The sequence below is a fragment of the Thermincola sp. GK-1 genome (genome assembly GCF_059412445.1).
Window position 1 is genome coordinate 108,083 of the sequence record NZ_JBSQAT010000008.1, and the last position, 24,000, is coordinate 132,082.

Genomic DNA, 24,000 nt, shown 5'->3' on the forward strand with positions numbered 1-24,000 from the left:
CAAAGAGCCGGTCAATTGAAAAGTGAAAAACAGAGGCTGAAAGAGATTGTTTCGGTTTTTTTAAAACACGGTTTGAAAAATGGGATTGCAAATCCTGTGCAGGTAAGGCTGGCGCTGGAGGAACTGGGGCCAACCTTTATTAAAATCGGGCAGATGCTGTCCATGCGTCCCGATATTATACCCCAGGCCTACATCAAAGAGTTTCAAAAACTGCAGGATGACGTAAAACCTGAACGTTACGAAGTTATCAGAGAAATAATCGAACACGAATTAAAAAGGCCTATAGAAGAACTGTTTCTGTCTTTTGCAGAAGAACCTATTGCCTGTGCCTCGCTTGCCGTTGTTCACCCGGCGGTCCTGAAAAACGGGGACCGGGTGGTGGTCAAGATTCAGCGCCCGGGGGCAAGGGAGACAATGCTGAAAGACATTGCCCTGCTCCGACGGATAACCCGCTTTATAAAGTATGCTCCACAGGCAGAGGTGCTGGATTTGGACGAAGCCGCCGGCGAACTTTGGCGGGCGGCAAATAAAGAGCTGGACTTTCAGCAGGAAGCGCGCAACATTAAAAAATTCTACGAGTATAACCGGGATGTGGCTTATATCACCTGCCCGAGGGTTTTTGAAGAATATACTACCCGGGAAGTCCTTGTTATGGAACGGGTGGAAGGTATCCCCATTGCCCATCTGGAACAGCTTGCGGCAGAGGGTTATGATTTACGTGATGTGGCCGTAAAACTGGCCGATAATTATCTAAAACAGATTTTTGAAGACGGTTTTTTCCACGCCGATCCCCATCCCGGCAATATCCTGGTCAGGGAAGGTAAAATTGTCTATCTGGATTTTGGCATGATGGGCGTTCTGGACAAGAGTTTGCTTGAAAAATTCAATTCCTTGATTTACGGTATAGCCACAGGCAATGTGGAGGCCATGCAGAAGGACGTTCTACGCATTGGCATAAAAAAAGGATCCATCGATACCCGCAAATTATATTCAGACATAGAACAGATATACAATAATTACATTGTAACTTCTCTACATGAAATAGATGTGCCGCAGATGATGGAAGAGATTTTTAAGGCCTGCCGGAAAAACAATATTGCCATACCTGCGGACCTGGTGATGATGGCCAAGGGGCTGGTGACCATTGAGGGGCTGGTGGCCAGGCTGGCGCCCGAAATCAATATTATGGATTTGGCCTTGCCTTACGCCAGACGTTATATTTTAAGCAAGCGGAATATAAAGCAGGACCTGACCCGGCAGTTAGAAAATTTCTATACCCTGACCAAATTAGGGGCTAAACTTCCTGTTAGGCTCCTTGAGCTTATCAACGGCGCCCTGGCGGGGAAAATTCGGGTGCAGATGGAACATACCAACCTGGATGAAGCGCTGAATAAATTAAATAAAATGGTGAACCGGCTGGTTTTTGGCCTTGTGCTTTCATCCCTGGTGATAGGTTCCTCGATTGTAATTAATGCCAATGTGGGGCCAAAGATTTATGGCATTTCGGTATTCGGCCTGGTAGGCTTTCTTGGCGCGGCTGTGATGGGGACCTGGCTGTTGATTTCGATCTTATATTCGGGAAAGATGTAGCGCTTTATATTTAGGAAAGATGTAGCGCCGGCTATAAAATAGCCGGCTTTTTCTAAGCTCTTAATCAATAGCCGGATCCAATTATTGTAGAATCCTGCCCAAAATTATTTGTACTTTTTTATCCCGGCAGGAGGATAAATGTGGGTGGACAAAGAAAAATACCCCTGTAGTTTTTGGATTTAAACCAGGAATCCGTCAGGAGGGAATATTGGTGCTGGAAATAAAGAACTTATCGTTAACAGTAGAGGGGGATAAGGGACAGGTTCAGATTCTCAAAGACATTAACCTGACCCTGGAAGATAACCGCCTTTATGTTTTTACCGGTCCGAACGGTGGGGGTAAGTCCTCCCTGGCCAAGGCCATCATGGGGATATACAGGCCCACATCGGGGAAAATCCTTTTCAATGGCCAGGATATAACAGACTTGAGTATTTATGAGCGGGCCAGGCTCGGTATCGGTTACGCTTTCCAACAGCCGCCCCGCTTTAAGGGTATTACTGTAGGGGAATTGCTGCAGATAGCAGCCGGCAGGGACATAAAAGGTTGCAGTTACCTGGCTGATGTGGGACTTTGCGCTCACGACTATGTGGACAGGGAAATGGATGCCAGTCTGTCGGGGGGTGAATTAAAACGCATCGAAATTGCCACCCTGCTGGCGAGGAATTTGAAAGTGGCAGTATACGATGAGCCGGAAGCTGGTATTGATTTGTGGAGTTTTAGTAAGTTGACGGAGACCTTTAAAAACGTGCATACCAAGTATGATACCACCCTGGTAATTATTTCGCACCAGGAACGGATTCTAAGCCTGGCCGATGAGATTATCCTGATTGCCGACGGGACCGTGAAAGAAAAGGGCAGCAAGGATGAACTCTGGCCGCTCATGATGAATGATATTGGATTCACTTACTTCAGAGACTGTACCGAAAGGGATGAGAACGTCGATGAATGCATTAGATAGCCACTTATTGAAGACAATAGCCGATTTGCATTCTATACCCCAGGGCGCTTACAACATCCGAAAAAATGGTACGGGTATCAGCCGCAACAGCACGGCCAATATAGAAATCAGACCGAAAGAGGACAAGCCGGGGATTGATATCATTGTCAAACCGGGAACCAGGGGGGAAAGTGTGCATATTCCTGTTATCATTACCAGTGAAGGACTGGAAGATGTGGTATATAATACCTTTGACATTGGTGAAGGAGCCGATGTGGTAGTAGTGGCCGGCTGCGGCATTCATAACCCGGGCGAAAGTAAGGCTGAACATAACGGCATTCACGACTTTATCATCCGCAAGGGTGCCCGGATGCGTTACATAGAAAAGCACTATGGTGAGGGTGAGGGCAAAGGGGAAAAAATCCTCAATCCGGTAACCATTATTGAAATTGAAGAGGGTGGCTATGCCGAGTTGGAACTGGTGCAGATCAGGGGTGTTGACAGCACCAGGAGAGAGACTAAAGCCAGGCTTCATAAAGATGCGCACCTTTTGGTCACAGAACGCATGCTTACCCACGGGCAGCAGTTTGCCGAATCCAATATACTGGTAGAACTTATTGGCCAGGATGCATCTACCCAGGTCATATCCCGTTCAGTAGCTCAGGACAATTCCAGGCAGATTTTCTACCCGCGAGTGGTAGGGTTTAACAGGTGCCGCGCTCACGTACAGTGCGACTCGATTATCATGCACCAGGCCCACGTCCGGTCTGTGCCTGAAATAGCAGCCAATCATCCTGACGCCCGGTTGGTACATGAAGCGGCTATCGGAAAAATAGCGGGCGAGCAGTTAATCAAGCTTATGTCGCTGGGACTAACGGAAGCGGAAGCTGAAGAAACAATTCTCCAAGGATTTTTAAAGTAGGCAGCCAAGGGGCTATCCTCAAATGACTTAAGGATAGCTCCTTTTTATTTATGGATAAATTCATCAAAATTATATGAGATATGAGTAATGTATGAAATAACAAGAAAAGAAACGTAAGAAGATGACAGAAAAATCCAACAAGGTCAAATAAGGTCAAAAGGCAAAATTTGGCCGCAAAACCGTTTACCAGCGAAGTTGCAATCAAAGCAATATTACCGGATAATAAAAGTCAAGAAAGGTCAAAGTCAATAAAGGTCAGGTGAGGGTCGGGGCTTTAAATCATCAGCTTGTACATAAAATTTAACGTTTTACCGGAAAAAGCTTATAATTTGACCCACTCAAGTTTAAAATTTTGTTTAAAAAAGGAGGTTTTTGTATGGGTAAAGCTGTTGGTATAGACTTAGGGACCACCAACTCGGTGGTAGCCGTGATTGAAGGGGGCAAACCCACAGTTATTGCCAATGCCGAGGGGGCCAGGACTACCCCTTCCGTTGTTGCCTTTAAGCAAGACGGCGAAAGGCTGGTTGGCCAGTTGGCCCGTCGCCAGGCCGTATTAAATCCTGAAAATACTCTTTACTCTGTAAAACGTTTTATTGGCCGTCGCTATTCTGAGGTATCCGGCGAAAGGGAGATGGTCCCTTATAAAGTGGTAGCCGGTCCCAACGATGCCGTGAGGTTTGACATCAGGGGCAAGACGTACGCGCCGGAAGAAGTATCTGCGGCAGTGCTCCGCAAACTGGTCGATGACGCATCCAGCTACCTCGGGGAAAAGGTAACGGACGCCGTCATTACCGTACCTGCATACTTCAATGATGCCCAGCGGCAGGCCACTAAGGATGCCGGCAAAATTGCGGGTCTGAACGTATTGCGAATTATCAACGAGCCTACGGCTGCGGCCTTGGCTTACGGATTGGACAAAAAAGAAAATAAGACCATTATGGTCTTTGACCTGGGCGGTGGAACCTTTGACGTTTCCATCCTGGAGGTTGGCGATGGTGTGTTTGAGGTAAAAGCCACCAACGGGGATACCCACCTGGGCGGTGATAACTTTGACAAGGCCATAGTGGATTGGATGGCGGAGGAATTCAAAAAGGATTACGGTATCGACCTGCGCAAAGACAAGCAGGCCTTGCAGCGGCTGACGGAAGCGGCAGAAAAGGCTAAAATTGAGCTTTCGGCTACAACGGAGACCCACATCAATCTACCTTTTATTACCGCCGATGCTTCCGGGCCCAAACACCTGGACTTAAAGCTCACCAGGGCAAAATTTGATGAACTGACCCATGACCTGGTTGAACGTTGCCGCGGCCCGGTAAAAGCGGCTTTAAACGATGCGAAGCTGACGGAAAAAGACATTGATGAAGTGATACTGGTTGGCGGTTCTACCAGGATACCTGCTGTACAAAAATTGGTGCGTGAGTTGTCGGGCGGCAAGGACCCGAACCAGAGCGTTAATCCCGATGAGGTGGTTGCATGCGGCGCTGCCATTCAGGCCGGTGTCCTGGCAGGAGAAGTAAAAGATGTGCTGCTGCTGGACGTGACTCCTCTTTCCCTTGGGGTAGAGACAATGGGCGGCGTAATGACCAGGCTCATTGAACGTAATACCACTATTCCTGTGCGCCGCAGCGAGATTTTTAGTACTGCTGAGGATAACCAGACTTCTGTGGACATTCATGTCCTGCAGGGTGAAAGGGAAATGGCCCGCGACAACAGGTCTTTAGGGCAGTTTAAACTGGACGGAATTCCGCCCGCGCCACGGGGAATCCCACAGATTGAGGTAACCTTCGACATTGATGCCAATGGCATTCTAAAAGTAAGCGCCCGTGATAAAACGACGGGAAAAGAACAAACTATAACTATTAACGGGTCCACCAGCCTCGAGCAGAGCGAAATTGACCGGATGATCCGGGAGGCAGAATTACATGCTGCGGAAGACAGGAAACGGAAGCAGGAGGCAGAGACCAGAAACGAGGCTGATGCTCTGGCTTACCAGGTAGACCGGCAGCTTAAAGAATTGGGCGATAAAGCGCCTTTAGCAGACAAAGCGCGTATTGAAGAATTGATCAGTAGTATTAGAACTGCTACCAGGGAAAATGCTCCGATAGAAAGTATTCGTCGATTGATGAACGAACTTCGGCAAGCAGCTACAGGCCTGGCCCAGGCCGCCTATGGAGCAGGCGCTACAGCGGCCGGATGCGGCGCTGGAACTTGCGGTGACCGGAAACCCGGTGGAGATGATGTAGTGGATGTTGAATTTGAAGAAAAATAACTATAGCAATTCCTGAACCGGGGGACGGGAGGTTATAGCCCTTATTCCTATCGGACCCGGAAGGCCTTAAAAAAAGGTAGGTGAAAGCTTATATGGGTGTTTCTTATCAGGACTACTACAAAATACTGGGCGTCAGCCGTGATGCCACCGACAGGGAAATAAAGGCCGCTTACCGAAAGCTGGCGCGGAAATGGCACCCCGATTTACATACGGGTAAAGATAAAGCCGAGGCAGAGGAGAAATTTAAGCAGATAAATGAAGCTTACGAAGTATTAAAAGACCCGGAAAAGAGGGCCAAGTATGACCGGTTGGGGGCCAATTGGCAGGACGGACAGGATTTCCGCCCGCCGCCTGACATGGAGGGCTTCCACTTTTACAGTACGGATGATGTCAGCGGTTTCAGCGATTTCTTTGAAATGCTCTTCGGCGGCGGAGCGCCCTTTAAACGGGCCCGGGCTGCCCGCCGTGGGCCTGTCCGGGGACAGGACGTGGAAAGTGAGTTGGAGCTTACCCTGGAAGAAGCTTACCGGGGTGGGGAAAAGACTATCCAGCTATCAACCGGTGAAATTTGTCCTGCCTGCGGGGGGACGGGGGTTGCCTTTGATTCCTTTTGCAACCGTTGCGGCGGCGTAGGGGTGACCAACACGACCAGGACCCTGGCGGTAAAGATCCCGCCCGGGGTGAAAGACGGCAGCCGCATCAGGCTGAAGGGGCAGGGCGGTGAAGGCCTTAATGGCGGTGGCAGAGGTGATTTGTACCTGAAAATACGGCTTCTTCCTCACCCCAGGTTTACAGTTAACGGCAGCGACATTGAAACAGAAGTGACTTTGCGTCCTGAACAGGCAGTATTGGGCGCCCAAGTAAAAGTTCCTACCCTGGACGGCCTGGTTAGCGTTAAAGTTCCTCCCGGTACCAGAACCGGGCATAAACTGCGTTTGCGCGGAAAAGGCCTGCCTGCCGGGGAAGGACGCGGAGATGAGTATGTACGCATAAGAATAGACATACCGGACCGGCTTACTCCGCAAGAAGAGCAGCTTTACCGGCAGTTAGCCGCCCTGAGGGAAGGGGTGTCAATCAATGGATAAGTTTTACATTCGGATTTTCCGCCACACCCTGTCTGTTGATGATGAAGATACCTGGATAGATATCGCTGAGCTCGATATACATCCTGAAATCATGTACAAATTGGCCGAGTTAGGTATAGTTGAGGTGCGCCGGGGCCAGATACCGGCCTGCCAGGTAATGCGCGCGCATAAAATACTGCGACTGCGCCGGGACCTCGGTGTCAACCTGCCGGGAGCGGCAATTATACTTGATTTGCTGGAGCAGGTTGAAGAGCTGCAGGATGAAATAGAACGACTGAAAAGGAGGTGAATACCCGGGAGACCGCATGGTCCTCCGGGATAATCTATGGATTTGCATCGCTACACGCAAAAATCGAGAGAAGCTTTAGCGGGAGCCCAGCAATTGGCGGCTCAAAGGCATCACCAGGAAGTAACGGGCAAGCACCTGCTGGCCGTCCTGCTTACCCAGGAAGGAGGTATGGCGCCCAGGTTCCTCGAACATGCGGGAGTAAACGTAGGGGCGTTGGCTGCCGGTGTTGAGGGACTGCTAAAAAAAATACCGGTGGTTACAGGCTATGAAGGTTCTTTATATGCCGGATCCGGTTTCACCCGCACCCTTGCCCGGGCTGAGCAGGAAGCACGGGATATGAAAGACGATTATGTCAGTGTTGAACACCTTTTGCTGGCCCTGTTGGAAGACGGTGAACCTGAGCTTAAAGAAGTGCTGCGGCGGAATGGATTAACGAGGGAAAACCTATTGCATTCCCTGCGCTCCATACGGGGTAATCAGCGAGTGACGGGAGAAAATCCCGAAGAAACCTACGAAGCCCTGGAAAAATACGGCCGGGATTTGACCAAGCTGGCGCGGCAGGGCAAATTGGACCCTGTCATAGGTAGAGATGAAGAGATCCGTCGGGTTATTGAAATTCTCTCGCGGCGGACGAAAAACAATCCTGTCCTGATAGGAGAACCGGGCGTTGGTAAAACGGCCATCGTCGAGGGGCTGGCCCGCCGTATAGTGGCCGGGGACGTACCCGAAGGTTTAAAGGATAAAGTTTTGATTGGCCTGGATATGGGCGCCCTGATTGCCGGGGCCAAGTACCGAGGAGAATTTGAAGAGCGTTTAAAGGCAGTGCTTAAGGAAGTACAGGAATCCAACGGTAAAATCATCTTATTTATAGACGAATTACATACCGTTGTAGGGGCCGGGGCAGCCGAAGGAGCCGTTGATGCCGGGAACCTCTTAAAACCCATGCTGGCCCGCGGTGAACTACGGACCATTGGCGCCACTACTCTGGACGAATACAGGAAACATGTAGAAAAAGACGCAGCCCTGGAAAGGCGTTTTCAGCCGGTACTGGTCAACCCGCCTTCCGTGGAAGATACCATTTCCATTTTGCGGGGTCTTAAGGAGCGCTATGAAGTACACCACGGGGTACGCATCAAAGACAGCGCCATTGTAGCGGCGGCAGTCCTGTCTGACCGGTATATTTCAGACCGGTTCCTGCCTGACAAAGCCATAGACTTAATGGATGAGGCGGCAGCCCGGATCAGAACGGAAATCGACAGTTTGCCCACTGAACTGGATGAAATAACCCGCCGTATCATGCAGATGGAAATCGAAGAAGCGGCTCTGAGCAAGGAAAAAGACGAAGCGTCCCAGGAAAGATTGGAAAAGTTAAGAAGCCAGCTGGCCGAACTGCGCAGTGAGGCCGATGCCATGAAGGCCCAGTGGGAGGTGGAAAAACAGGCCATCAGCCGGTTGCGGGAGATTAAGAAAGAAATAGAGGAAACCAGACAGGAAATTGAGCGGGCAGAAAGAGAATACGACCTGAACCGGCTGGCTGAATTAAGATACGGCAAATTGGCCAACCTGGAACGCCAGTTAAAAGAAGAAGAGGAAACCCTGGCCGGTAAGCAGAAACATGGTATGCTGTTGAAGGAAGAGGTGGACGAGGAAGATATTGCCCGTGTGGTCAGCCGTTGGACCGGTATACCGGTAAGCAGGCTGATGGCCGGGGAAAAAGAAAAACTCATTCACCTTGACGAGGAACTGCACAAACGGGTTGTCGGACAGGATGAAGCTGTCCGGGCCGTGGCAGATGCTGTCTTACGTGCCCGGGCCGGTATTAAGGACCCTAACCGACCGATCGGCAGTTTCATTTTCCTCGGCCCGACGGGAGTGGGCAAGACGGAATTGGCACGGGCCCTGGCTCAGGCCCTTTTCGATGATGAACGCAACATGATCCGGCTTGATATGTCTGAGTACCTGGAGAAACACACGGTGGCCAGGTTAATCGGCGCCCCGCCCGGTTATGTCGGTTACGAAGAAGGCGGGCAGCTTACTGAGGCTGTCCGGCGCAAGCCTTATGCTGTCGTTTTACTTGACGAAATTGAAAAGGCTCATAACGATGTTTTCAACGTGTTGCTACAATTACTGGACGACGGGCGCCTGACCGACGGCCAGGGGCGGACGGTAAATTTCCAGAACACCGTGGTAATCATGACCTCTAACCTGGGCAGCCAGGAGATTCTCGCACAACGGGAGCGTGGCGGCGATTACGAACAGATGAAGGAAAGTGTGCTGGGTATATTGCGACAGTACTTCCGCCCCGAATTCCTGAACCGGGTTGATGAAATCGTTGTCTTCCATGCTTTAAAACAGGAGCAGGTGAAAGAGATTGCCCGCCTGCTGATGGAAAAGTTAGCGGCGCGTGTCTATGCAGGCGCCGGCGTTAAACTGGAATGGACGGAAAATGCCCTTACTTACCTGGCAGATAAGGGTTATGAACCTTCTTACGGAGCCAGGCCGTTAAAACGCCTAATTCAGCAGGAAGTGGAAACGCCATTGAGCCGTATGCTGGTAAAAGGGGAAATTTCTGATAAAGAGACCGTTGTCCTGCAGGCCGAAAACGGCGTTTTGACCTTTACCAAAAAAACTGAATCGAAGTAAACAAAGAGAGCGCAGTTTTCTTTTTAACTGCGCTCTCCGGTGTTCATATTTAGAAAATTTTGCTTTGAGGTAAAATTGTGGATAACCTCAAAGCATGATTTCCGGATATCAACAAAAGTTTCCTTGAGTTTTCGATAGAAACTTTTGTTTTTTTGAGCCTTGGGATAAATGAATAGATTTCTGCAAAAAATAATATAAACAAAATGAAAAGCTTAATGTCCACTAACTAAACAATAAAGCCAGTTATTGTTTAAAAATCTAATTAGGAGTGACATAATGACCATACCAGTGTTTAAACGCCTGCCCAGACACATTGGGGTAATTCCGGACGGTAACAGGAGATGGGCAGAAAAAAACGGCCTGCCCAAGGAAGCCGGTTATAGTTGGGGAATAGCTCCCGGTTTTTATCTATATGAGCTGGCCAGTGAATTAGGCATCGAAGAAATGACCTTTTATGGTTTTACGCACGATAATACGAAACGTCCCGCTGTGCAAAAAAGGGCTTTTCAAAAAGCCTGTGTTGATGCTGTATTTAAATTGCTGGAAAAGGATGCTGCCTTACTGGTAGTAGGTAATACCGAATCCCCTGCGTTTCCAAGGGAACTGCTTCCTTTTACCAAAAAACGCGTAAACATAGGCAAGGGAGGGATGCGGGTAAATTTCCTGGTCAATTACGGGTGGCATTGGGACCTGTACCATGGCATGAAAGCGGCTTTGCCCCGGAAATCCGCTGCCAAGCACGTATTTCACCAGTCACTGGCTTCCGCTGACATTTCCCGCATTGACCTTGTAATCAGGTGGGGGGGCAGGCGCCGGTTAAGCGGTTTTTTACCCGTGCAGACCATTTATGCGGATTTTTTTATAGTGGACGATTTGTGGCCGGACTTTAAACCTGAGCATTTTTATAATGCTCTGCGCTGGTACGAGATTCAGGACATTACCCTGGGGGGGTGAAGGTAACCTGGCGACCATTGGCTGGTTATCTGCAGGACCAAATTAAACAAGACAGGAATTTTGTACATAAAAGAGGGGAAACTAAGAAAAAACCCAGAGGAGGTATTATATATGAATCGACGGGTATTTTTCGCGGTTTCCTTATTTTTTATTTTTACGGCCCTTTTGACCGGCTGTTCAGCCAACAAAGAACAGAAAAAACTTTTAAACCGGGCTAACACCAAAACTTATTCCACTTTATATGCCGAGGCTGCCGACAACCCGCATACCAATGGGTGCGTTTCCTGCCATAAGAAAACTGCCGATGTAGACCGGTCTCTGCCAGTTTATGTGCAGCGGATCGAGGGCCATCCGGAAGTTAAGCAGGGAGCCGTCAGCGCATGCTATAACTGCCACGAGGCACAAAAAAATTATGAGCTGTACAAAAAGTTTTACCGAGGCATTCACCGGGCCCACTGGATGAGCGAGATTTTTTATACAAAAGCCAAAGGACGCTGTGCTTCCTGCCATTCAGTTGAGAAAAACGGGGTCTCTGGCATCAAGGATTATCCTTTGGCGGGCTACCGTTCCGGATTAAGCGATAAGGGTATTTCACAGAACGGAAAGCAGGCGCCGGCAAAGGATCAGGGGCAAAACAAGAACCGGCAACAAAAAGAGGAATGGAAGTCCTCTGAGCAGGAAAAGAAAGATAAAGGCCAAGAAAGTAATGAACAGCAGGCGCCCGGGACCCAACCGCAGACCCAACCTACGCCGGGTCCCTGATGACTTGTTAAAAAGGTGCAAACAATGTTTTTGCACCTGTTTTTCATATAAATTGAAGTGATTGCAGATACAATTGCCCGATTATGATAGGAAATACCAACATGCCAGTGAAATAAAGTTATAAACCATTGGGGGGTCCAAGTTGAGTGAAAAAGTAGTTGTTATCGGCGGTGTTGCGGCTGGAGCAAGCGCTGCGGCAAAAGCCCGCAGGACTGATGAGTTTAGTAAAATTATAATTTTCGAGCGGGGCCCTTATGTTTCTTTTGCCAACTGCGGCTTGCCCTATTACCTGGGAGGCGAAATAAAAGAGCGCGATGAACTTTTTCTTGTCACGCCGGAACGTTTCAAAGAGCGCTTTAACATTGATGTTTTTGTTAACCATGAAGTTGTGAAAATAAACAGGGACCGTAAAACCGTAGAAGTTATAAATCATAAGAGCGGGGAGCTGTTTGAAGAAAGTTATACCAAACTGATGATCGCCACAGGAGGAATTCCTGTAAGACCTCCCCTGGAGGGAGCCGATTTGAAAAATATCCATTCCCTGTGGACTGTTCCTGATGTGGATGCAGTAAAAACTCTGGTGGACAGCGGAAGAGTCAGACATGCTGTAATTATGGGGGGCGGTTTTGTTGGCATAGAAACTGCAGAAGCGCTCTTGCAGAAAGGAATACAGGTTACAATTGTGGAAAAGGGCAACCAACTGCTTTCACCATGGGACCCTGAAATGGCAGGGCTGGTGGCGCAGCAATTACGCAGAATGGGAGCAAATGTAAGGTTGGATGTAGGTATCCGGAGGTTTTTGGGGGCGAAAACCGTTGAGGCGGTAGAGCTGATGGACAGTACCAGTTTACCGGTCGATTTGGTTATTATTTCCGCCGGTGTACAGCCGGAACTTGATTTGGTCGTTGGTGCCGGCCTGGAGCTGGGGGTTACCGGGGGAGTCCTGGTGAATTCCAGAATGCAGACCAGTGATCCGGATATTTATGCCGGCGGGGATATTGTGGAGTCTACTCATTTCATCACCGGGCAAAAGGTCAGGGTTCCGCTGGCCGGTCCCGCTAACAAGCAGGGGCGGGTTGCCGGGGCCAACATGGTGGGCGGGAATATGGAATTTCGCGGAGTCATCAATACCTCCATAATTAAAGTTGGTCCTATGACAGCGGCGCGCACCGGTCTCAACGAAAAAGAAGCCAGGGAAGCGGGATTTGACTACTACACAACCTTTACGGTATCGCCCGACCACGCCGGTTATTATCCGGGTGCGGAACCCATGATAGTGAAGCTGATAGTGGAAAAACTGTCCGGCCGGCTTTTAGGCGGCCAGGTAGTTGGTACTAGGGGGATTGACAAGAGAATCGATATACTGGCGACGGCCATTTACGGGAAAATGACTGTTTTTGACCTGGAAAACCTGGATCTGGCTTATGCGCCACCTTTTTCTTCTGCCAAAGACCCGTGCATCATGGCCGGGTTCGTAGCGGCAAATGTGGCCAGGGGTGAACTGCAAACTGTTACCGGCATGGAAGTCCTTGAGCGGCTTGCGGAAGGCCGGGATGTGCAGATTCTGGATGTACGGACCCCGGATGAATATACAAGGGGACACATTCCGGGGGCAGTCAACATTCCTGTTGACCAGTTCAGAAACCGCCTCCATGAAATCGATAAAACGAAGGAAAAAATACTGTACTGCGGGATAGGTTACCGATCCTATTTGGCTTACAAAATTTTAGAACACCATGGGTTTAAAAATATAAAAAATCTGGGGGCCGGCTACCACGGGTGGAAAATGGTTGAGGGGCTGAGGAACAGGAAACAATGACCCAAAATTTCGGGAGTGTCCCATAAGGAAGTGGGGCAGTTGCTTTACTTTTGACCGTAAGTTCAGGGAGTGGCAGATATGTTCCGGAACGACGAGTTTGATATCCACTTATCGGCGATCCGCGTATGCGGGAGCCGGTAAGCTGACTTGTTGCCGTTGTGGAGGAATATGTCTGCCGCTTCCTATGCTTTCACAGCGGGGCCCATTTACTTACGGTTATGGGATGTTCTTTTGCGCTTTGTTTTACAAAAATACAGGAATTTTTTCAATTGACGGTATGAAAAAGGAAGGAGTAAAATATTATTGCAATAAATTTATAATGATTACAAAATTATAATTTACATAAAAATATAGTAATTATAAGTATTAACAATAATCCGGTAGAAACGGGACAGTGATTTAAAATTGCGTGGGAGGGTGATATGAGTGTGTGAAATGACAAGACGGGAGAGAAAAAAAGAAGCCACTCGTTTAAAAATTATGGAGACGGCCATCAGGCTTTTCAAAAAACGTGGTTTTGAACAGACTACGATGAACCGGATTTCTGAGGAAGCAGATGTAGCTCTGGGGACGTTATATAATTATTTTCCTTCCAAAGAAGCCATTGTCGGGGCTTATGTCGGTTGGGTGGTCGCAGATTACCGGGAAAAGAATTGGCCGCGGGTTATGGAATTACCCAGTACATACGAACGTTTTCAATTTGTCTTGTTAATTATAGCCCATTGGCATGAAGAAAACAAGGAACTTTCAGAAATATATATTTCCGACTTAAGAAATTTTTATTATGGGCCTAATTGGGAACCTGTGCCAAAAGACGGGCTGGAAGAAGGTTTTACGGATATCTTTAAAATGGGCCAGGAAAAAGGTGATGTATCGGATAGATTTTCTTCGCAAACCATGGCCCGGCAGCTATTGGGAGCGCTGTATTCGGCTACTCTGCACTGGCTGGCGGAATCTGACGGGGAGCCGCTGAAAGACAGATATTTGGAAGTCCTTGATCTGTTTTTTAAGGGATGTGGGAGAAACGACGGTGTTGTTAGCGTAAGTAATTTGGAAGTTTTATATTATATGTTTTTTTAACTTTTTTAGCTTTTTGGGAGGAGTTTAGCGTTTTTGGGGGGAGTTAAGTGAAGGTTACGGAACTGGCTATAAAAAAACCTGTGGCCATGACTATGATCATCATGTTTTTTGTGGTCCTGGGTTTGTTTTCCTATACTAAGCTGGGGGCAGACCTGTTTCCCAAAGCTAATATGCCTTTTGTTACAATTACCTCCATCTATCCCGGCGCCGGGACTGAAGAAATGGAGAGCCAAGTTGTCGACCCTATCGAGGAACAGGTTTCATCCATCAGTGGTTTAAAAAAAGTTGCTTCTTACATAAATGAGGGTGTGGCCACTACTGTCCTGGAATTTACCATGAGCACCGATGCCGATGTGGCGGTCAGTGATACGCAAAAAGCTGTAGATGCTGTTTTGATTAAGCTGCCCAGAGACATGGATAAGCCGCTCGTGCAGAAGGTTGATTTAAATGCCGAACCTGTCATAACTATTGCTATTTCGGGGGAGCGGTCGCTGAATGAAATTTACGAGATTGCCAGGGATAAAATAAAAGACCGGTTGGAATCAGTACCCGGTGTAGCTACAGTAAACATCGTAGGTGGGCAGGAAAGAGAAATCCTCGTTGAGGTTGACCGGAACAGGTTAGCTGCCTACGGTCTTTCCGTCAACCAGGTGATCCAGAGATTAAGCCTGGAAAACCATAATGTGCCCAGTGGCAAAATCAAACAAACCGACAGGAACTACAATATCAGGTTGTTGGGCGAGTTTACAGAGCTAAGAGAAATTGAGGACCTGTTGATTCCGCTGCCAACAGGGGGAACAATTCCGCTGAAGGATATTGCCAAGGTGTCTGACACTTTTAAAGAGATGGAACGCTTAAGCCGGCTGAATAAAAAAGAGGCTGTGGCTATTCTGGTGCAGAAGCAGAGTGATGCCAGTATTGTGGATACCGCCGAAGGTATCCGCAAGGAATTGGAAAGCATTAAAAAAGATGTGCCCGGCGATATAAAAATCGTTATCTCAGACGATACCTCAACTTTTATCACCAATTCTCTTGCCGATACCAAGAGAACCCTGGTGGAAGGCGTTGTAATGACGGGCATTGTTCTGTTGTTCTTCCTGCGGGAATGGCGGTCGCTGGTAATTGTCATGCTGGCCATTCCTACTTCCATTATTGCCACTTTTATGATGATGTACTTTTTCGGCTTCACCTTCAACATGCTGTCATTGATGGGTTTATCTCTTTGTGTGGGCATTCTGGTTGATGATTCCATAGTAGTCCTGGAAAATATACACCGGCACCTGCAGATGGGGAAAAGCGCTGAACAGGCAGCAATAGACGGCCGGGGAGAAATAGGCATGGCGGCTATTGCTATAACTCTATCCGATGTGGTGGTATTTGGCCCGATTGCTTTTATGACCGGTATGGTGGGTCAGATGTTCCGCCAGTTTGGTTTGACTGTAGTAGTGGCAACCCTGTTTTCCCTTTTTGTTTCCTTTACCCTGACACCGATGTTGGCAGCCAAATTTTACAAGAACCACAGCGGCGATAAGGAGGAAAAAAGAACAAACAGGTTGTGGGCCTGGGTCGGCGTAAAAACTAATGCCCTAGGTCATCGGGTGGTCAGCTTTTACCGGAGTCTATTGAAATGGTCTCTGCAGCACAGGCTGAAGGTTCTCCTGGTAGTAGTTGCAGGCATTGCGGCCAGTATTTCACTGCTTTTTACCGGTGCCATAGGCGGAGAGTTTATTTCCAATACTGACCAGAGCAAGTTTTCCATTGTATTGGAACTGACGCCGGGTACGCCGTTACAGAAGACTGATCAGGTTGTAAAAGAATTTGAAGACAGGCTGGCCAAAATACCTGAGGTGGAATCCTATTTTTCCATGGTCGGTTTGGGGGGAGGGGCTGTTGCCCCCGGCAATGCTTCTCACCGGGCCAAGATATATGTGAATCTGGTGTCCAAAAACAAACGGGACAAAACGGTCTGGCAGATTGTAGATGAAGTCAGAAAGTGGGACAACCTGTTCCCGGGTGTGGAAATGAAGGTGGCCGAGGCTGCCCTGCCGGGCATGGCCTATATGGAAGCGCCCATTATTATTGAACTTTCGGGCCCTGATTCAGATACTCTGGTCAAGCTGGCCGGCCAAATGAAAGAAATTACGGAAAAGACACCGGGCACCCTGGAAGTAAAAAGCTCCTGGGAAGAAAATGGACAGCCGGAAATTCAGGTCAAGGTGAACAGGGAAAAGGCTGCCCTCTACGGACTTTCGGCCGGAGAAATAGCCCAGGCTCTCAGAGCGGCTATGGCCGGCGAGGTGGCTACCCAGTACAGGGAAAAGGGTAAAGAATATGATATTACGGTACAGTTAACTGACATTGACAGAAATAACGTGGAAGAACTGGGTAATACAACTGTTACCAATTACCGGGGTGAGACGGTTCTGTTAAAACAGGTGGCAGACCTGTCCTACGGAGAAGGCCCCACGCAGATCCGGCATAAAAACCGGCAGCGGATGATTGCTATAACCTGTGATTATAAAGGCGCTTCCCTGGCCGAAATCCGAAAATCTCTTGATGCCGGTTTTGCCAAACTGGATTTGCCGCCGGGTTTCAAAATTGAGTATGACGGTGATGTCAAGCAGATGGATGATTCCAATGCTGATTTGATTCAGGCACTGGTCCTGTCCCTGATCCTGGTTTACATGATCCTGACAATTTTGTATGAATCATTTCTTACGCCCTTTATCCGTATGCTGTCATTGCCCTGTGGCATTATCGGGGCCATGATAGCTCTGGCCATAACCGGAACCAACCTGGATATGATGTCTCTCATCGGTATTATTATGCTGGACGGTTTAGCCGCCAAAAACGGTACTCTGCTTATTGACTATACCAATACCCTGATGGAAAGGGGCCTTTCCCTGCGGGATGCCCTGCTGGAGGCGGGAACAACCAGATTGCGTCCTATATTTATGACATCGGTAACCATGATCTTCGGTATGCTACCAACAGCCCTGGCTTTTGCCGAAGGTTCGGAAATCAGGAAAGGCATGGGTATTGTTTTGGTAGGCGGCTTGATTACCTCCACCATATTGACGCCTATCCTGATACCTGTTGCCTATACCTTAATAGACGACTTTAAAAACCGGTTCTTTAAAGGCCGCAGGAAAAAGGAACCTGTTTCTGCCGGGGCATAACCCCGTTTAACGCCCGCATTGACAAACGCCCTTAACGTGGTAACAGATGGGCAATGCCTTGGCTCGCCTGTTTAGTATCTCTACCGGTCCTTGACGTTAATTCTTTTTTGGAATAAAATTAGATATTATGCTTGGCTTTGAAAGGAGAACATATAATGAACTACATAAGTACAAGGGGCAACTTTGAAGCTGTTAGCTCCGCCCGGGCAATCAAACTGGGCATGGTTCCGACGGGCGGCCTTTTTGTTCCCGAATTCCTTCCTGTACTATCCATGAATGACCTGGCGAACATGGTTAACTGTTCTTATCAGGAAGTGGCGGAAAAGGTTTTGGGACTTTACCTCACTGATTATTCTGCAGAGGAAATCCGGGAGTGCATAGACAGGGCTTACAACGGTCAAAATTTTGATACCCCCGAAATAGCGCCTTTATTTCAGTTAAATAACCATACCTATTTTCTGGAGCTCTGGCATGGCCCAACAGCGGCTTTTAAGGATATGGCCCTGCAAATAATGCCTCCCTTATTATCCAAGGCTGTGAAAAAAGTACAGTCAGACAAGGGAATAGTTATTTTGGTGGCCACATCGGGTGATACGGGCAAAGCGGCCCTGGAAGGTTATAAAAACGTTCCAGGCATCAGAATCATTGTTTTCTACCCCTCCGGGGGGGTCAGCAAGGTGCAGGAACTGCAGATGACAACCACCGATGGGAATAACACATACGTTGTGGCTGTAAAGGGTAATTTCGATGATTGCCAGAATGCCGTGAAAGAAATTTTTGGCGACCCGGATTACAACCATTTTCTGAATGAACACGGCATTGAGTTATCTTCAGCCAACTCCATCAACTGGGGGCGTCTGGTACCGCAAATTATTTACTATATATGGAGCTACCTGTCTCTGGTCAGACAAGGTCAGATAAATATGGGGGATAAAATCAATATAGTTGTTCCCACGGGTAACTTCGGCAATATCCTGGCCGGCTACTATGCTTACCGCATGGGTCTGCCTGTCAACAAGTTCATATGTGCTTCCAATGAAAACAAGGTTTTGACTGACTTTTTCCGTACAGGTGCATATGACCGTAACCGGGAGTTTATAAAGACGAACAGTCCTTCTATGGATATTTTGATTTCCAGCAATCTGGAGAGGTTCCTTTTCGAAGTTAACGGGCATAACAGCGAATTAATAAACAAATGGTTCAGAGAGCTGAATGCAACGGGTGTTTTTAACATTGATGCGGAAACCAGGGCCAGAATTGATGCCATACTGGCAGCCGGCTTTGCTACCGAAGAAGAAACTCTGGCCACAATAAGAGAAGTGTTTGAGAAAAAACACTATACCGTTGACACCCATACGGCCGTTGCCCTGAAAGTATACTGGGACTATGTTAAATCTACCAAAGACCATACGCCGACGGTAATTGCTTCCACCGCCAATCCGTTTAAATTTAATGCTGCGGTGCTGGAAGCTATCAAAGGGCCGGAAGCTATCGCCGGCAAGGATGAAATGGCAATCCTGCAAGAGTTGCGGGAAGTTTCCGGCATGGAAATCCACCCCGGCCTGCGCGACTTGGACAAAAAACCTGTCCGGCATAACAGAGTGGCGGCTAAGGAAGAACTGGTTCAGGAAATAAACAACATCCTGGGCGTATAAAAGTAAAAAGCATTTATTCTTATTATTTTTCGACCCGTTGTTGAAACGATTTCTTCAACATATAGCCGGTGAAAAGACCAAAAATGGTCAGGTCAAGAAGAGCCAAGATATTTGTCCAGGGTTCGCTTTGAATGTTTTCGCTGATATTCAACATGGGCATAAACAAACCCATGGTGCCAAAACCTATAGCGTTAGCGACAATAACTCCTTTTAACCATGCATAATCTGTACCCGTCAATCTTAAAATTGCAGCGATAAATAAGGTAGTAGCTATGCCGAGGGCCAAAGTGCCTGCCATGCCAATAATCAAACCATATAAAGTTTTTATATTTGCACTTGTTAAGAACACATCGGCAGCGATATTCCAAGGTGGGGTACTCAGGATGCCGAAGATCATTTCCAGGTAGGAAAGTAAGATAATAAGCACGGTCCCCCAAATACCTATCCAGGTGCCGGCAGCGACGGTATCTCTTTTCATTTAAATCAAACCTCCATTAGGTCTTCAATACAAAGTAATTGATACGCCTTTTGTCATTAGTATTTGTTTTGCTTTCTGCAAGTATTCCCGGGATGTACTTAAATTTCCACCTGTTTGGTCTTGCATTTAAGCAGTCTTTATGGTAATATAATTGTTGCATCGAAAAAACGCCGAAGTGGCGGAACTGGCAGACGCACACGACTCAAAATCGTGCGGGAAACCGTGAGGGTTCGAATCCCTCCTTCGGCACCAAAAAAGCCAATTATATCAAGGCTTCGCGGGTTTTTGCCCCGAAGCCTTTTTAAAATGTTTTTTGAAAAAATCGTACGCATTCGTACGAGTTTGATTTGAAATAGAAAAAACGTTTTCGGACAGTGCTTTCGGTGCTTTCGTTCCCGGTTCCGTTCTCTGGATAATTTTATAATTAACGGAAGGAAAAAAGATACAATATTTTCAGGAGATGCCGCGGGAGGGATTGTGTTGAGTAACGAACAGTTTATAATGATTATGCAGGCCATTAAAGAACTGGCCGGGGATGTAAAAACTCTAGACCAAAGATTAACGGAGACGGAAAACAGGCTAAGGACCGAAATAGGAAGTGTCAGGACCGAACTGAAGGCAGAGATCGAGAGTGTTAGGGCCGAACTGAAGGCAGAGATACAGGATTTGCGTGAGCAGAACAGCAGAGAGCACGAGCAGATACGGGCTGAGATAGTCGCTTTGGCGGAGATGTACGGCAGGCATGAGATAGAAATAACCAAACTGAAAAAGGCCCAATAGATAAGGACCGGCGAAAAGTTCGTCGGTCCTTCAAAATCATAAAGCGCTTCATAAACAAAATACGAGAATAGGACGGGGGTAAATTGCCCCCTCCTACTTAAATTCAGTTATATATAATAATAAAGGAACGGGTCATTAGCTCAATTGGTAGAGCAGGCGACTCTTAATCGTCAGGTTGAAGGTTCGAGTCCTTCATGGCCCACCATTCATTTTTCTCCACTCCGATTAGGTGAGTGGTGTTCTTTTTTTTGGGGGTGTTGGACTGGATATGGGTAAGACGGCGCTATCCACTGCTTCTTTTTGCCTGTGGCCTATAACTGCCGCACAGAAAATTGAGATATGCAAGGAGTTTAAGTTTTCAAGGATAGATATAGCCATTCCCCATATAAAGATGCTTAAGAGTTATTTGTTGCCGACACCTTTGTTGGAATAGTTGAATTACTTTCGGGAGATAACAATTCATGCGCCATGGTGTGGCATTAATTACGGAAATAACGCCAGGACAACAATTGTCCTCGACCATCTACGCCATTTTAGTTCCAGGTTAAAGGTCGAAGCCTACGTTTTTCATTTTGACCGGATATTAGATTTTAGTGTTTTGACTTCCAGTGGATTACCGGTTTACCTTGAAAACTCGGAGAAACATGGTTCTTGGTCTGAGTTCAGGAATGTACTCAGGAAAACTGCTTTTAAATGTGTACCAAATATAAACAGGGCTACGCGAAACGAAAATTATCTGGACAGAATGCTGACAGAATTTGGTGACAGAATTGCTCGGATACAGGTTAGTGGTTTCGTTGACAATGATAGGAGAACCTCGATTGTAACAGCCGGTCAGGAATACCTATTGGAAAAAGTGAAGTACATTAAGGCACCATTTGTTATAGAAGGGCTATTTTCATTGAAAGCACAGCATCCTCAAAGGATACTGTGCTTTTTTGTGAGCTGAACTAGCTCTGCTGTGATTTACCTTTAAAGTTTTTGTAGCTTCCAGGGCCGCCTTGTCAAATATACACCACCTCCCTCCTGTTGAATTAGCAAAATATATGACACCAGTAAATAATATTCACGCTGCATCTTGATATAACCAAAAGTTATTAGATAAATAACAAATTGTCATATATAATTTATCTGTGAAAAAATGAACTAAGCTCTTAATGGCTTGGATTCATGTAAAGGAGGAGAGGTATGAAAAGAGTCGGAGTATTTGTATGCTGGTGCGGCTCTAATATCGGTGGTGTTGTAGACGTACCCAGGGTTGCGGAGTCAGCCAAATCTTTTCCTAATGTTGTCTTTACCCAGGAGTACAAGTATACATGTTCGGAGCCGGGTCAGGAAATGATGATTCAGGCAATTAAGGAACACAACCTTGAACGGGTGGTCGTTGCCTCATGCTCACCGCGTATGCATGAATTAACCTTTCGCAAAACCATTGCCAGGGCAGGTCTGAACCCCTACCTTCTGGAGATGGCCAACCTCAGGGAACACTGCTCATGGATCCATCCGGATAACCCGGAGGAAGCTACTGTAAAGGCTATTAATTTAGTCCGCAAGGCCGTGGCCAAAGTAGCCAAAGTTGTGCCCCTGCAGGCAGGGGCTATTCCTATTACCAAAAGGGCGCTGGTTATTGGTGGCGGTATTGCCGGTATCTTTGCCGCCCTGGATATAGCCGATCACGGGCATGAAGTGGTACTCTTAGAAAAGGAAGCTACTATCGGAGGGAAAATGGCTCTGCTGGATAAGACCTTCCCAACCTTGGACTGCTCCGCATGTATTTGTACACCAAAAATGGTTGATGCTGCCCAGCATCCTAATATCACGATTATGTCATATTCTGAGGTTGAAAGCGTGACAGGTTATATCGGTAACTTCGATGTTACCATACGAAAAAAAGCCAGGTATGTGGACCTGAATAAATGTACCGGCTGCGGCATTTGTGAGACTAAATGCCCTACCAAGGTAGTTAGTGAATTTGAGCAGGGAATGGGAACCAGACCCTGTATCTATAAACCTTTTCCCCAGGCTGTTCCCAACAAGACTGTGATTGACCCTGTTAACTGTAAAAAGCTGAAGGACGGAAAATGCGGTGTCTGCGCCAAAGTTTGCCCGACAGGGGCAGTTAATTACGAAGACAAGGATGAATTTATCACTGAAAAATTTGGCGCCATAGTCATGGCCACCGGTTTTGAACTATGGGATTGGAAAACAGCTTATCCCGAATACGGTGGTGGAAAATATCCGGATGTTATTACCAGCATGCAGTTTGAGCGGCTGGTAAACGCATCAGGACCGACAGGCGGAAAAATTAAGCGGCCCTCAGATGGTAAAACCCCCGAGACTATTGTTTTTGTAAAATGTGTTGGTTCCCGGGATGAGGTCAAAGGCAAGAAATATTGTTCCCGGGCCTGCTGCATGTATACTGCCAAACATGCCACCCAGGCCTGTGAAAAACTACCCGGGGCGGATGTTTATGTATTTTATATGGATGTCCGGACACCTGGTAAAATGTACGATGAGTTTTATACCAGGACAACGGAGGAATACGGCGCCAAGTATATCCGGGGCAGGGTTTCCAAGATATATCAGGACGGCGATAAGCTGATTGTCTTAGGTGAAGACACTTTGGTGGGTAAAAATGTGGAAATTGCCGCTGACCTGGTAGTATTAGCCACGGCTATGGTGCCTGTGAAAGAGGCTTCTGAGTTGGCCCAGAAGGTTGGTTTTTCCTATGATAAAGACGGGTTTTTTACTGAAGCCCACCCAAAACTGCAGCCTGTAGATACCAATACAGCGGGCATTTTTCTGGCTGGCTGCTGCCAGGGACCCAAAGACATTCCTGATACGGTAGCCCAGGCATGTGCCGCGGCATCCAAAGTTACAGCCCTTTTCTCCAAGGATCAGCTGGCTACTAACCCAATGATATCGGAAGTAAACCAGGAGAAATGTGTTGGCTGCCTGTTATGCAGCAAAGTTTGTCCTTATAAAGCAATAAGCGGTAAAGAAATCACTGAACGCGTACATGGTCAAGAAATAACCCGGACCGTTGCCGATGTGAACAGCGGTCTTTGTCAGGGCTGTGGTGCATGTGTACCGGAATGCCGTTCCGGTGCTCTGAACCTGAAAGGCTTTACCAATGACCAATTACTGGCGGAGGTGGATGCTGCGTGTCTGTAAGGATGGAAAATAACGAATTTAAACCTAAAATAGTTGGTTTCTGCTGTAACTGGTGCAGTTATGCCGGGGCAGATCTCGCCGGAATCAGCAGGTTCAAACAGCCTCCTTATATGAGAATAATACGGGTTCCCTGTTCCGGAAGGGTAAATCCCGTTTTTGTAGTCCGGGCATTTCAAAGAGGGGCCGACGGAGTGTTGGTGGCCGGGTGTCATCCCGGTGACTGTCATTATGCTACCGGAAACTATTTTACCAGAAGGAGATTTTTAGTGTTTAAACGCCTCCTGGAATACGTGGGCTATGAACCCGCCCGTTTCAAAGCCCGCTGGATTTCAGGATCGGAAGGACAGAAATGGGCCGATAATACCAAGGAAATGACCGAGACTA

18 protein-coding genes and 2 tRNA genes are annotated in these 24,000 nt (G+C 47.6%); 19 read left to right on the top strand and 1 reads right to left on the bottom strand.

What is annotated here, in order from left to right:
* Nucleotides 1-15 precede the first annotated feature (15 nt).
* From ACSNJE_RS09590 to thrC, 13 genes are all read left to right on the top strand, one after another.
* Nucleotides 16-1,590 (top strand): ABC1 kinase family protein, encoded by a 1,575-nt coding sequence (locus ACSNJE_RS09590; protein ID WP_495252550.1) that lies wholly within the window; start codon nt 16-18, stop codon nt 1,588-1,590.
* 211 nt (nt 1,591-1,801) lie between these two features.
* Nucleotides 1,802-2,548 (top strand): ABC transporter ATP-binding protein, encoded by a 747-nt coding sequence (locus tag ACSNJE_RS09595; protein ID WP_474773421.1) that lies wholly within the window; start codon nt 1,802-1,804, stop codon nt 2,546-2,548.
* Nucleotides 2,532-3,449 (top strand): SufB/SufD family protein, encoded by a 918-nt coding sequence (locus tag ACSNJE_RS09600; protein WP_474773420.1) that lies wholly within the window; start codon nt 2,532-2,534, stop codon nt 3,447-3,449. Before ACSNJE_RS09595 ends, ACSNJE_RS09600 begins: the two co-directional genes overlap by 17 nt.
* Nucleotides 3,450-3,825: 376 nt before the next feature.
* A complete protein-coding gene (gene dnaK, locus ACSNJE_RS09605) occupies nt 3,826-5,718 on the top strand; it encodes a molecular chaperone DnaK (protein WP_495252551.1) in 1,893 nt (630 codons plus the stop codon).
* A 92-nt stretch (nt 5,719-5,810) separates the two neighbouring features.
* Complete coding sequence (locus ACSNJE_RS09610) at nt 5,811-6,803, top strand: DnaJ C-terminal domain-containing protein (RefSeq protein ID WP_461569934.1); 993 nt, start codon at nt 5,811-5,813, stop codon at nt 6,801-6,803.
* A complete protein-coding gene (locus ACSNJE_RS09615; protein WP_052217110.1) occupies nt 6,796-7,092 on the top strand; it encodes a chaperone modulator CbpM in 297 nt (98 codons plus the stop codon). The genes ACSNJE_RS09610 and ACSNJE_RS09615 overlap by 8 nt, the downstream gene beginning before the upstream one ends.
* A 36-nt stretch (nt 7,093-7,128) precedes the next feature.
* The gene (clpB, locus tag ACSNJE_RS09620) at nt 7,129-9,735 is read left to right on the top strand and encodes an ATP-dependent chaperone ClpB (protein WP_495252552.1); all 2,607 of its coding nucleotides are present in this window, start codon (nt 7,129-7,131) and stop codon (nt 9,733-9,735) included.
* Nucleotides 9,736-10,011: 276 nt separating this feature from the next.
* Nucleotides 10,012-10,689, top strand: a complete 678-nt coding sequence (gene uppS, locus ACSNJE_RS09625) for a polyprenyl diphosphate synthase (protein WP_495252553.1) — start codon at nt 10,012-10,014, stop codon at nt 10,687-10,689.
* 111 nt (nt 10,690-10,800) lie between these two features.
* On the top strand, nt 10,801-11,451 hold the full coding sequence (locus tag ACSNJE_RS09630) for a hypothetical protein (RefSeq protein WP_495252554.1): 651 nt from the start codon (nt 10,801-10,803) through the stop codon (nt 11,449-11,451).
* 142 nt (nt 11,452-11,593) lie between these two features.
* Complete coding sequence (locus ACSNJE_RS09635) at nt 11,594-13,270, top strand: FAD-dependent oxidoreductase (RefSeq protein ID WP_495252555.1); 1,677 nt, start codon at nt 11,594-11,596, stop codon at nt 13,268-13,270.
* A gap of 435 nt (nt 13,271-13,705) precedes the next feature.
* Complete coding sequence (locus ACSNJE_RS09640) at nt 13,706-14,350, top strand: TetR/AcrR family transcriptional regulator (RefSeq protein ID WP_474773433.1); 645 nt, start codon at nt 13,706-13,708, stop codon at nt 14,348-14,350.
* Nucleotides 14,351-14,397: 47 nt separating this feature from the next.
* Entirely contained in the window at nt 14,398-17,529 is a 3,132-nt protein-coding gene (locus ACSNJE_RS09645; RefSeq protein ID WP_495252556.1) for an efflux RND transporter permease subunit, read from the top strand.
* Between the two features lie 155 nt (nt 17,530-17,684).
* Nucleotides 17,685-19,184, top strand: coding sequence for a threonine synthase (gene thrC, locus ACSNJE_RS09650; RefSeq protein WP_495252557.1), 1,500 nt, complete (start codon nt 17,685-17,687; stop codon nt 19,182-19,184).
* 22 nt (nt 19,185-19,206) lie between these two features.
* Here the strand turns inward: thrC and ACSNJE_RS09655 are convergent, their stop codons facing one another.
* The gene (locus tag ACSNJE_RS09655) at nt 19,207-19,662 is read right to left on the bottom strand and encodes a hypothetical protein (protein WP_495252558.1); all 456 of its coding nucleotides are present in this window, start codon (nt 19,660-19,662) and stop codon (nt 19,207-19,209) included.
* A 169-nt stretch (nt 19,663-19,831) separates the two neighbouring features.
* Here ACSNJE_RS09655 and ACSNJE_RS09660 point away from each other — a divergent pair.
* From ACSNJE_RS09660 to ACSNJE_RS09685, 6 genes are all read left to right on the top strand, one after another.
* Nucleotides 19,832-19,914: transfer RNA gene (locus ACSNJE_RS09660), tRNA-Leu, on the top strand.
* Nucleotides 19,915-20,142: 228 nt separating this feature from the next.
* The gene (locus tag ACSNJE_RS09665) at nt 20,143-20,442 is read left to right on the top strand and encodes a hypothetical protein (protein ID WP_495252559.1); all 300 of its coding nucleotides are present in this window, start codon (nt 20,143-20,145) and stop codon (nt 20,440-20,442) included.
* Nucleotides 20,443-20,571: 129 nt separating this feature from the next.
* A tRNA-Lys gene (locus ACSNJE_RS09670) sits at nt 20,572-20,647 on the top strand.
* Nucleotides 20,648-20,710: 63 nt separating this feature from the next.
* Nucleotides 20,711-20,875, top strand: a complete 165-nt coding sequence (locus ACSNJE_RS09675; RefSeq protein WP_495252560.1) for a hypothetical protein — start codon at nt 20,711-20,713, stop codon at nt 20,873-20,875.
* A 755-nt stretch (nt 20,876-21,630) separates the two neighbouring features.
* On the top strand, nt 21,631-23,616 hold the full coding sequence (locus tag ACSNJE_RS09680) for a 4Fe-4S binding protein (RefSeq protein ID WP_495252561.1): 1,986 nt from the start codon (nt 21,631-21,633) through the stop codon (nt 23,614-23,616).
* A gap of 2 nt (nt 23,617-23,618) precedes the next feature.
* The coding region (locus tag ACSNJE_RS09685) for a hydrogenase iron-sulfur subunit (protein WP_495252565.1) at nt 23,619-24,000 on the top strand (382 nt) is incomplete at its 3' end.

Bases quoted from the DNA above. Each gene is read 5' to 3' on its own strand.
- ACSNJE_RS09655 (WP_495252558.1), bottom strand. From the start codon at position 19,662: ATGAAAAGAGATACCGTCGCTGCCGGCACCTGGATAGGTATTTGGGGG.
- ACSNJE_RS09680 (WP_495252561.1), top strand. From the start codon at position 21,631: ATGAAAAGAGTCGGAGTATTTGTATGCTGGTGCGGCTCTAATATCGGT.
- uppS (WP_495252553.1), top strand. From the start codon at position 10,012: ATGACCATACCAGTGTTTAAACGCCTGCCCAGACACATTGGGGTAATT.
- ACSNJE_RS09610 (WP_461569934.1), top strand. From the start codon at position 5,811: ATGGGTGTTTCTTATCAGGACTACTACAAAATACTGGGCGTCAGCCGT.
- clpB (WP_495252552.1), top strand. From the start codon at position 7,129: ATGGATTTGCATCGCTACACGCAAAAATCGAGAGAAGCTTTAGCGGGA.
- ACSNJE_RS09600 (WP_474773420.1), top strand. From the start codon at position 2,532: ATGAATGCATTAGATAGCCACTTATTGAAGACAATAGCCGATTTGCAT.
- ACSNJE_RS09630 (WP_495252554.1), top strand. From the start codon at position 10,801: ATGAATCGACGGGTATTTTTCGCGGTTTCCTTATTTTTTATTTTTACG.
- dnaK (WP_495252551.1), top strand. From the start codon at position 3,826: ATGGGTAAAGCTGTTGGTATAGACTTAGGGACCACCAACTCGGTGGTA.
- ACSNJE_RS09640 (WP_474773433.1), top strand. From the start codon at position 13,706: ATGACAAGACGGGAGAGAAAAAAAGAAGCCACTCGTTTAAAAATTATG.
- ACSNJE_RS09615 (WP_052217110.1), top strand. From the start codon at position 6,796: ATGGATAAGTTTTACATTCGGATTTTCCGCCACACCCTGTCTGTTGAT.
- thrC (WP_495252557.1), top strand. From the start codon at position 17,685: ATGAACTACATAAGTACAAGGGGCAACTTTGAAGCTGTTAGCTCCGCC.
- ACSNJE_RS09675 (WP_495252560.1), top strand. From the start codon at position 20,711: ATGGGTAAGACGGCGCTATCCACTGCTTCTTTTTGCCTGTGGCCTATA.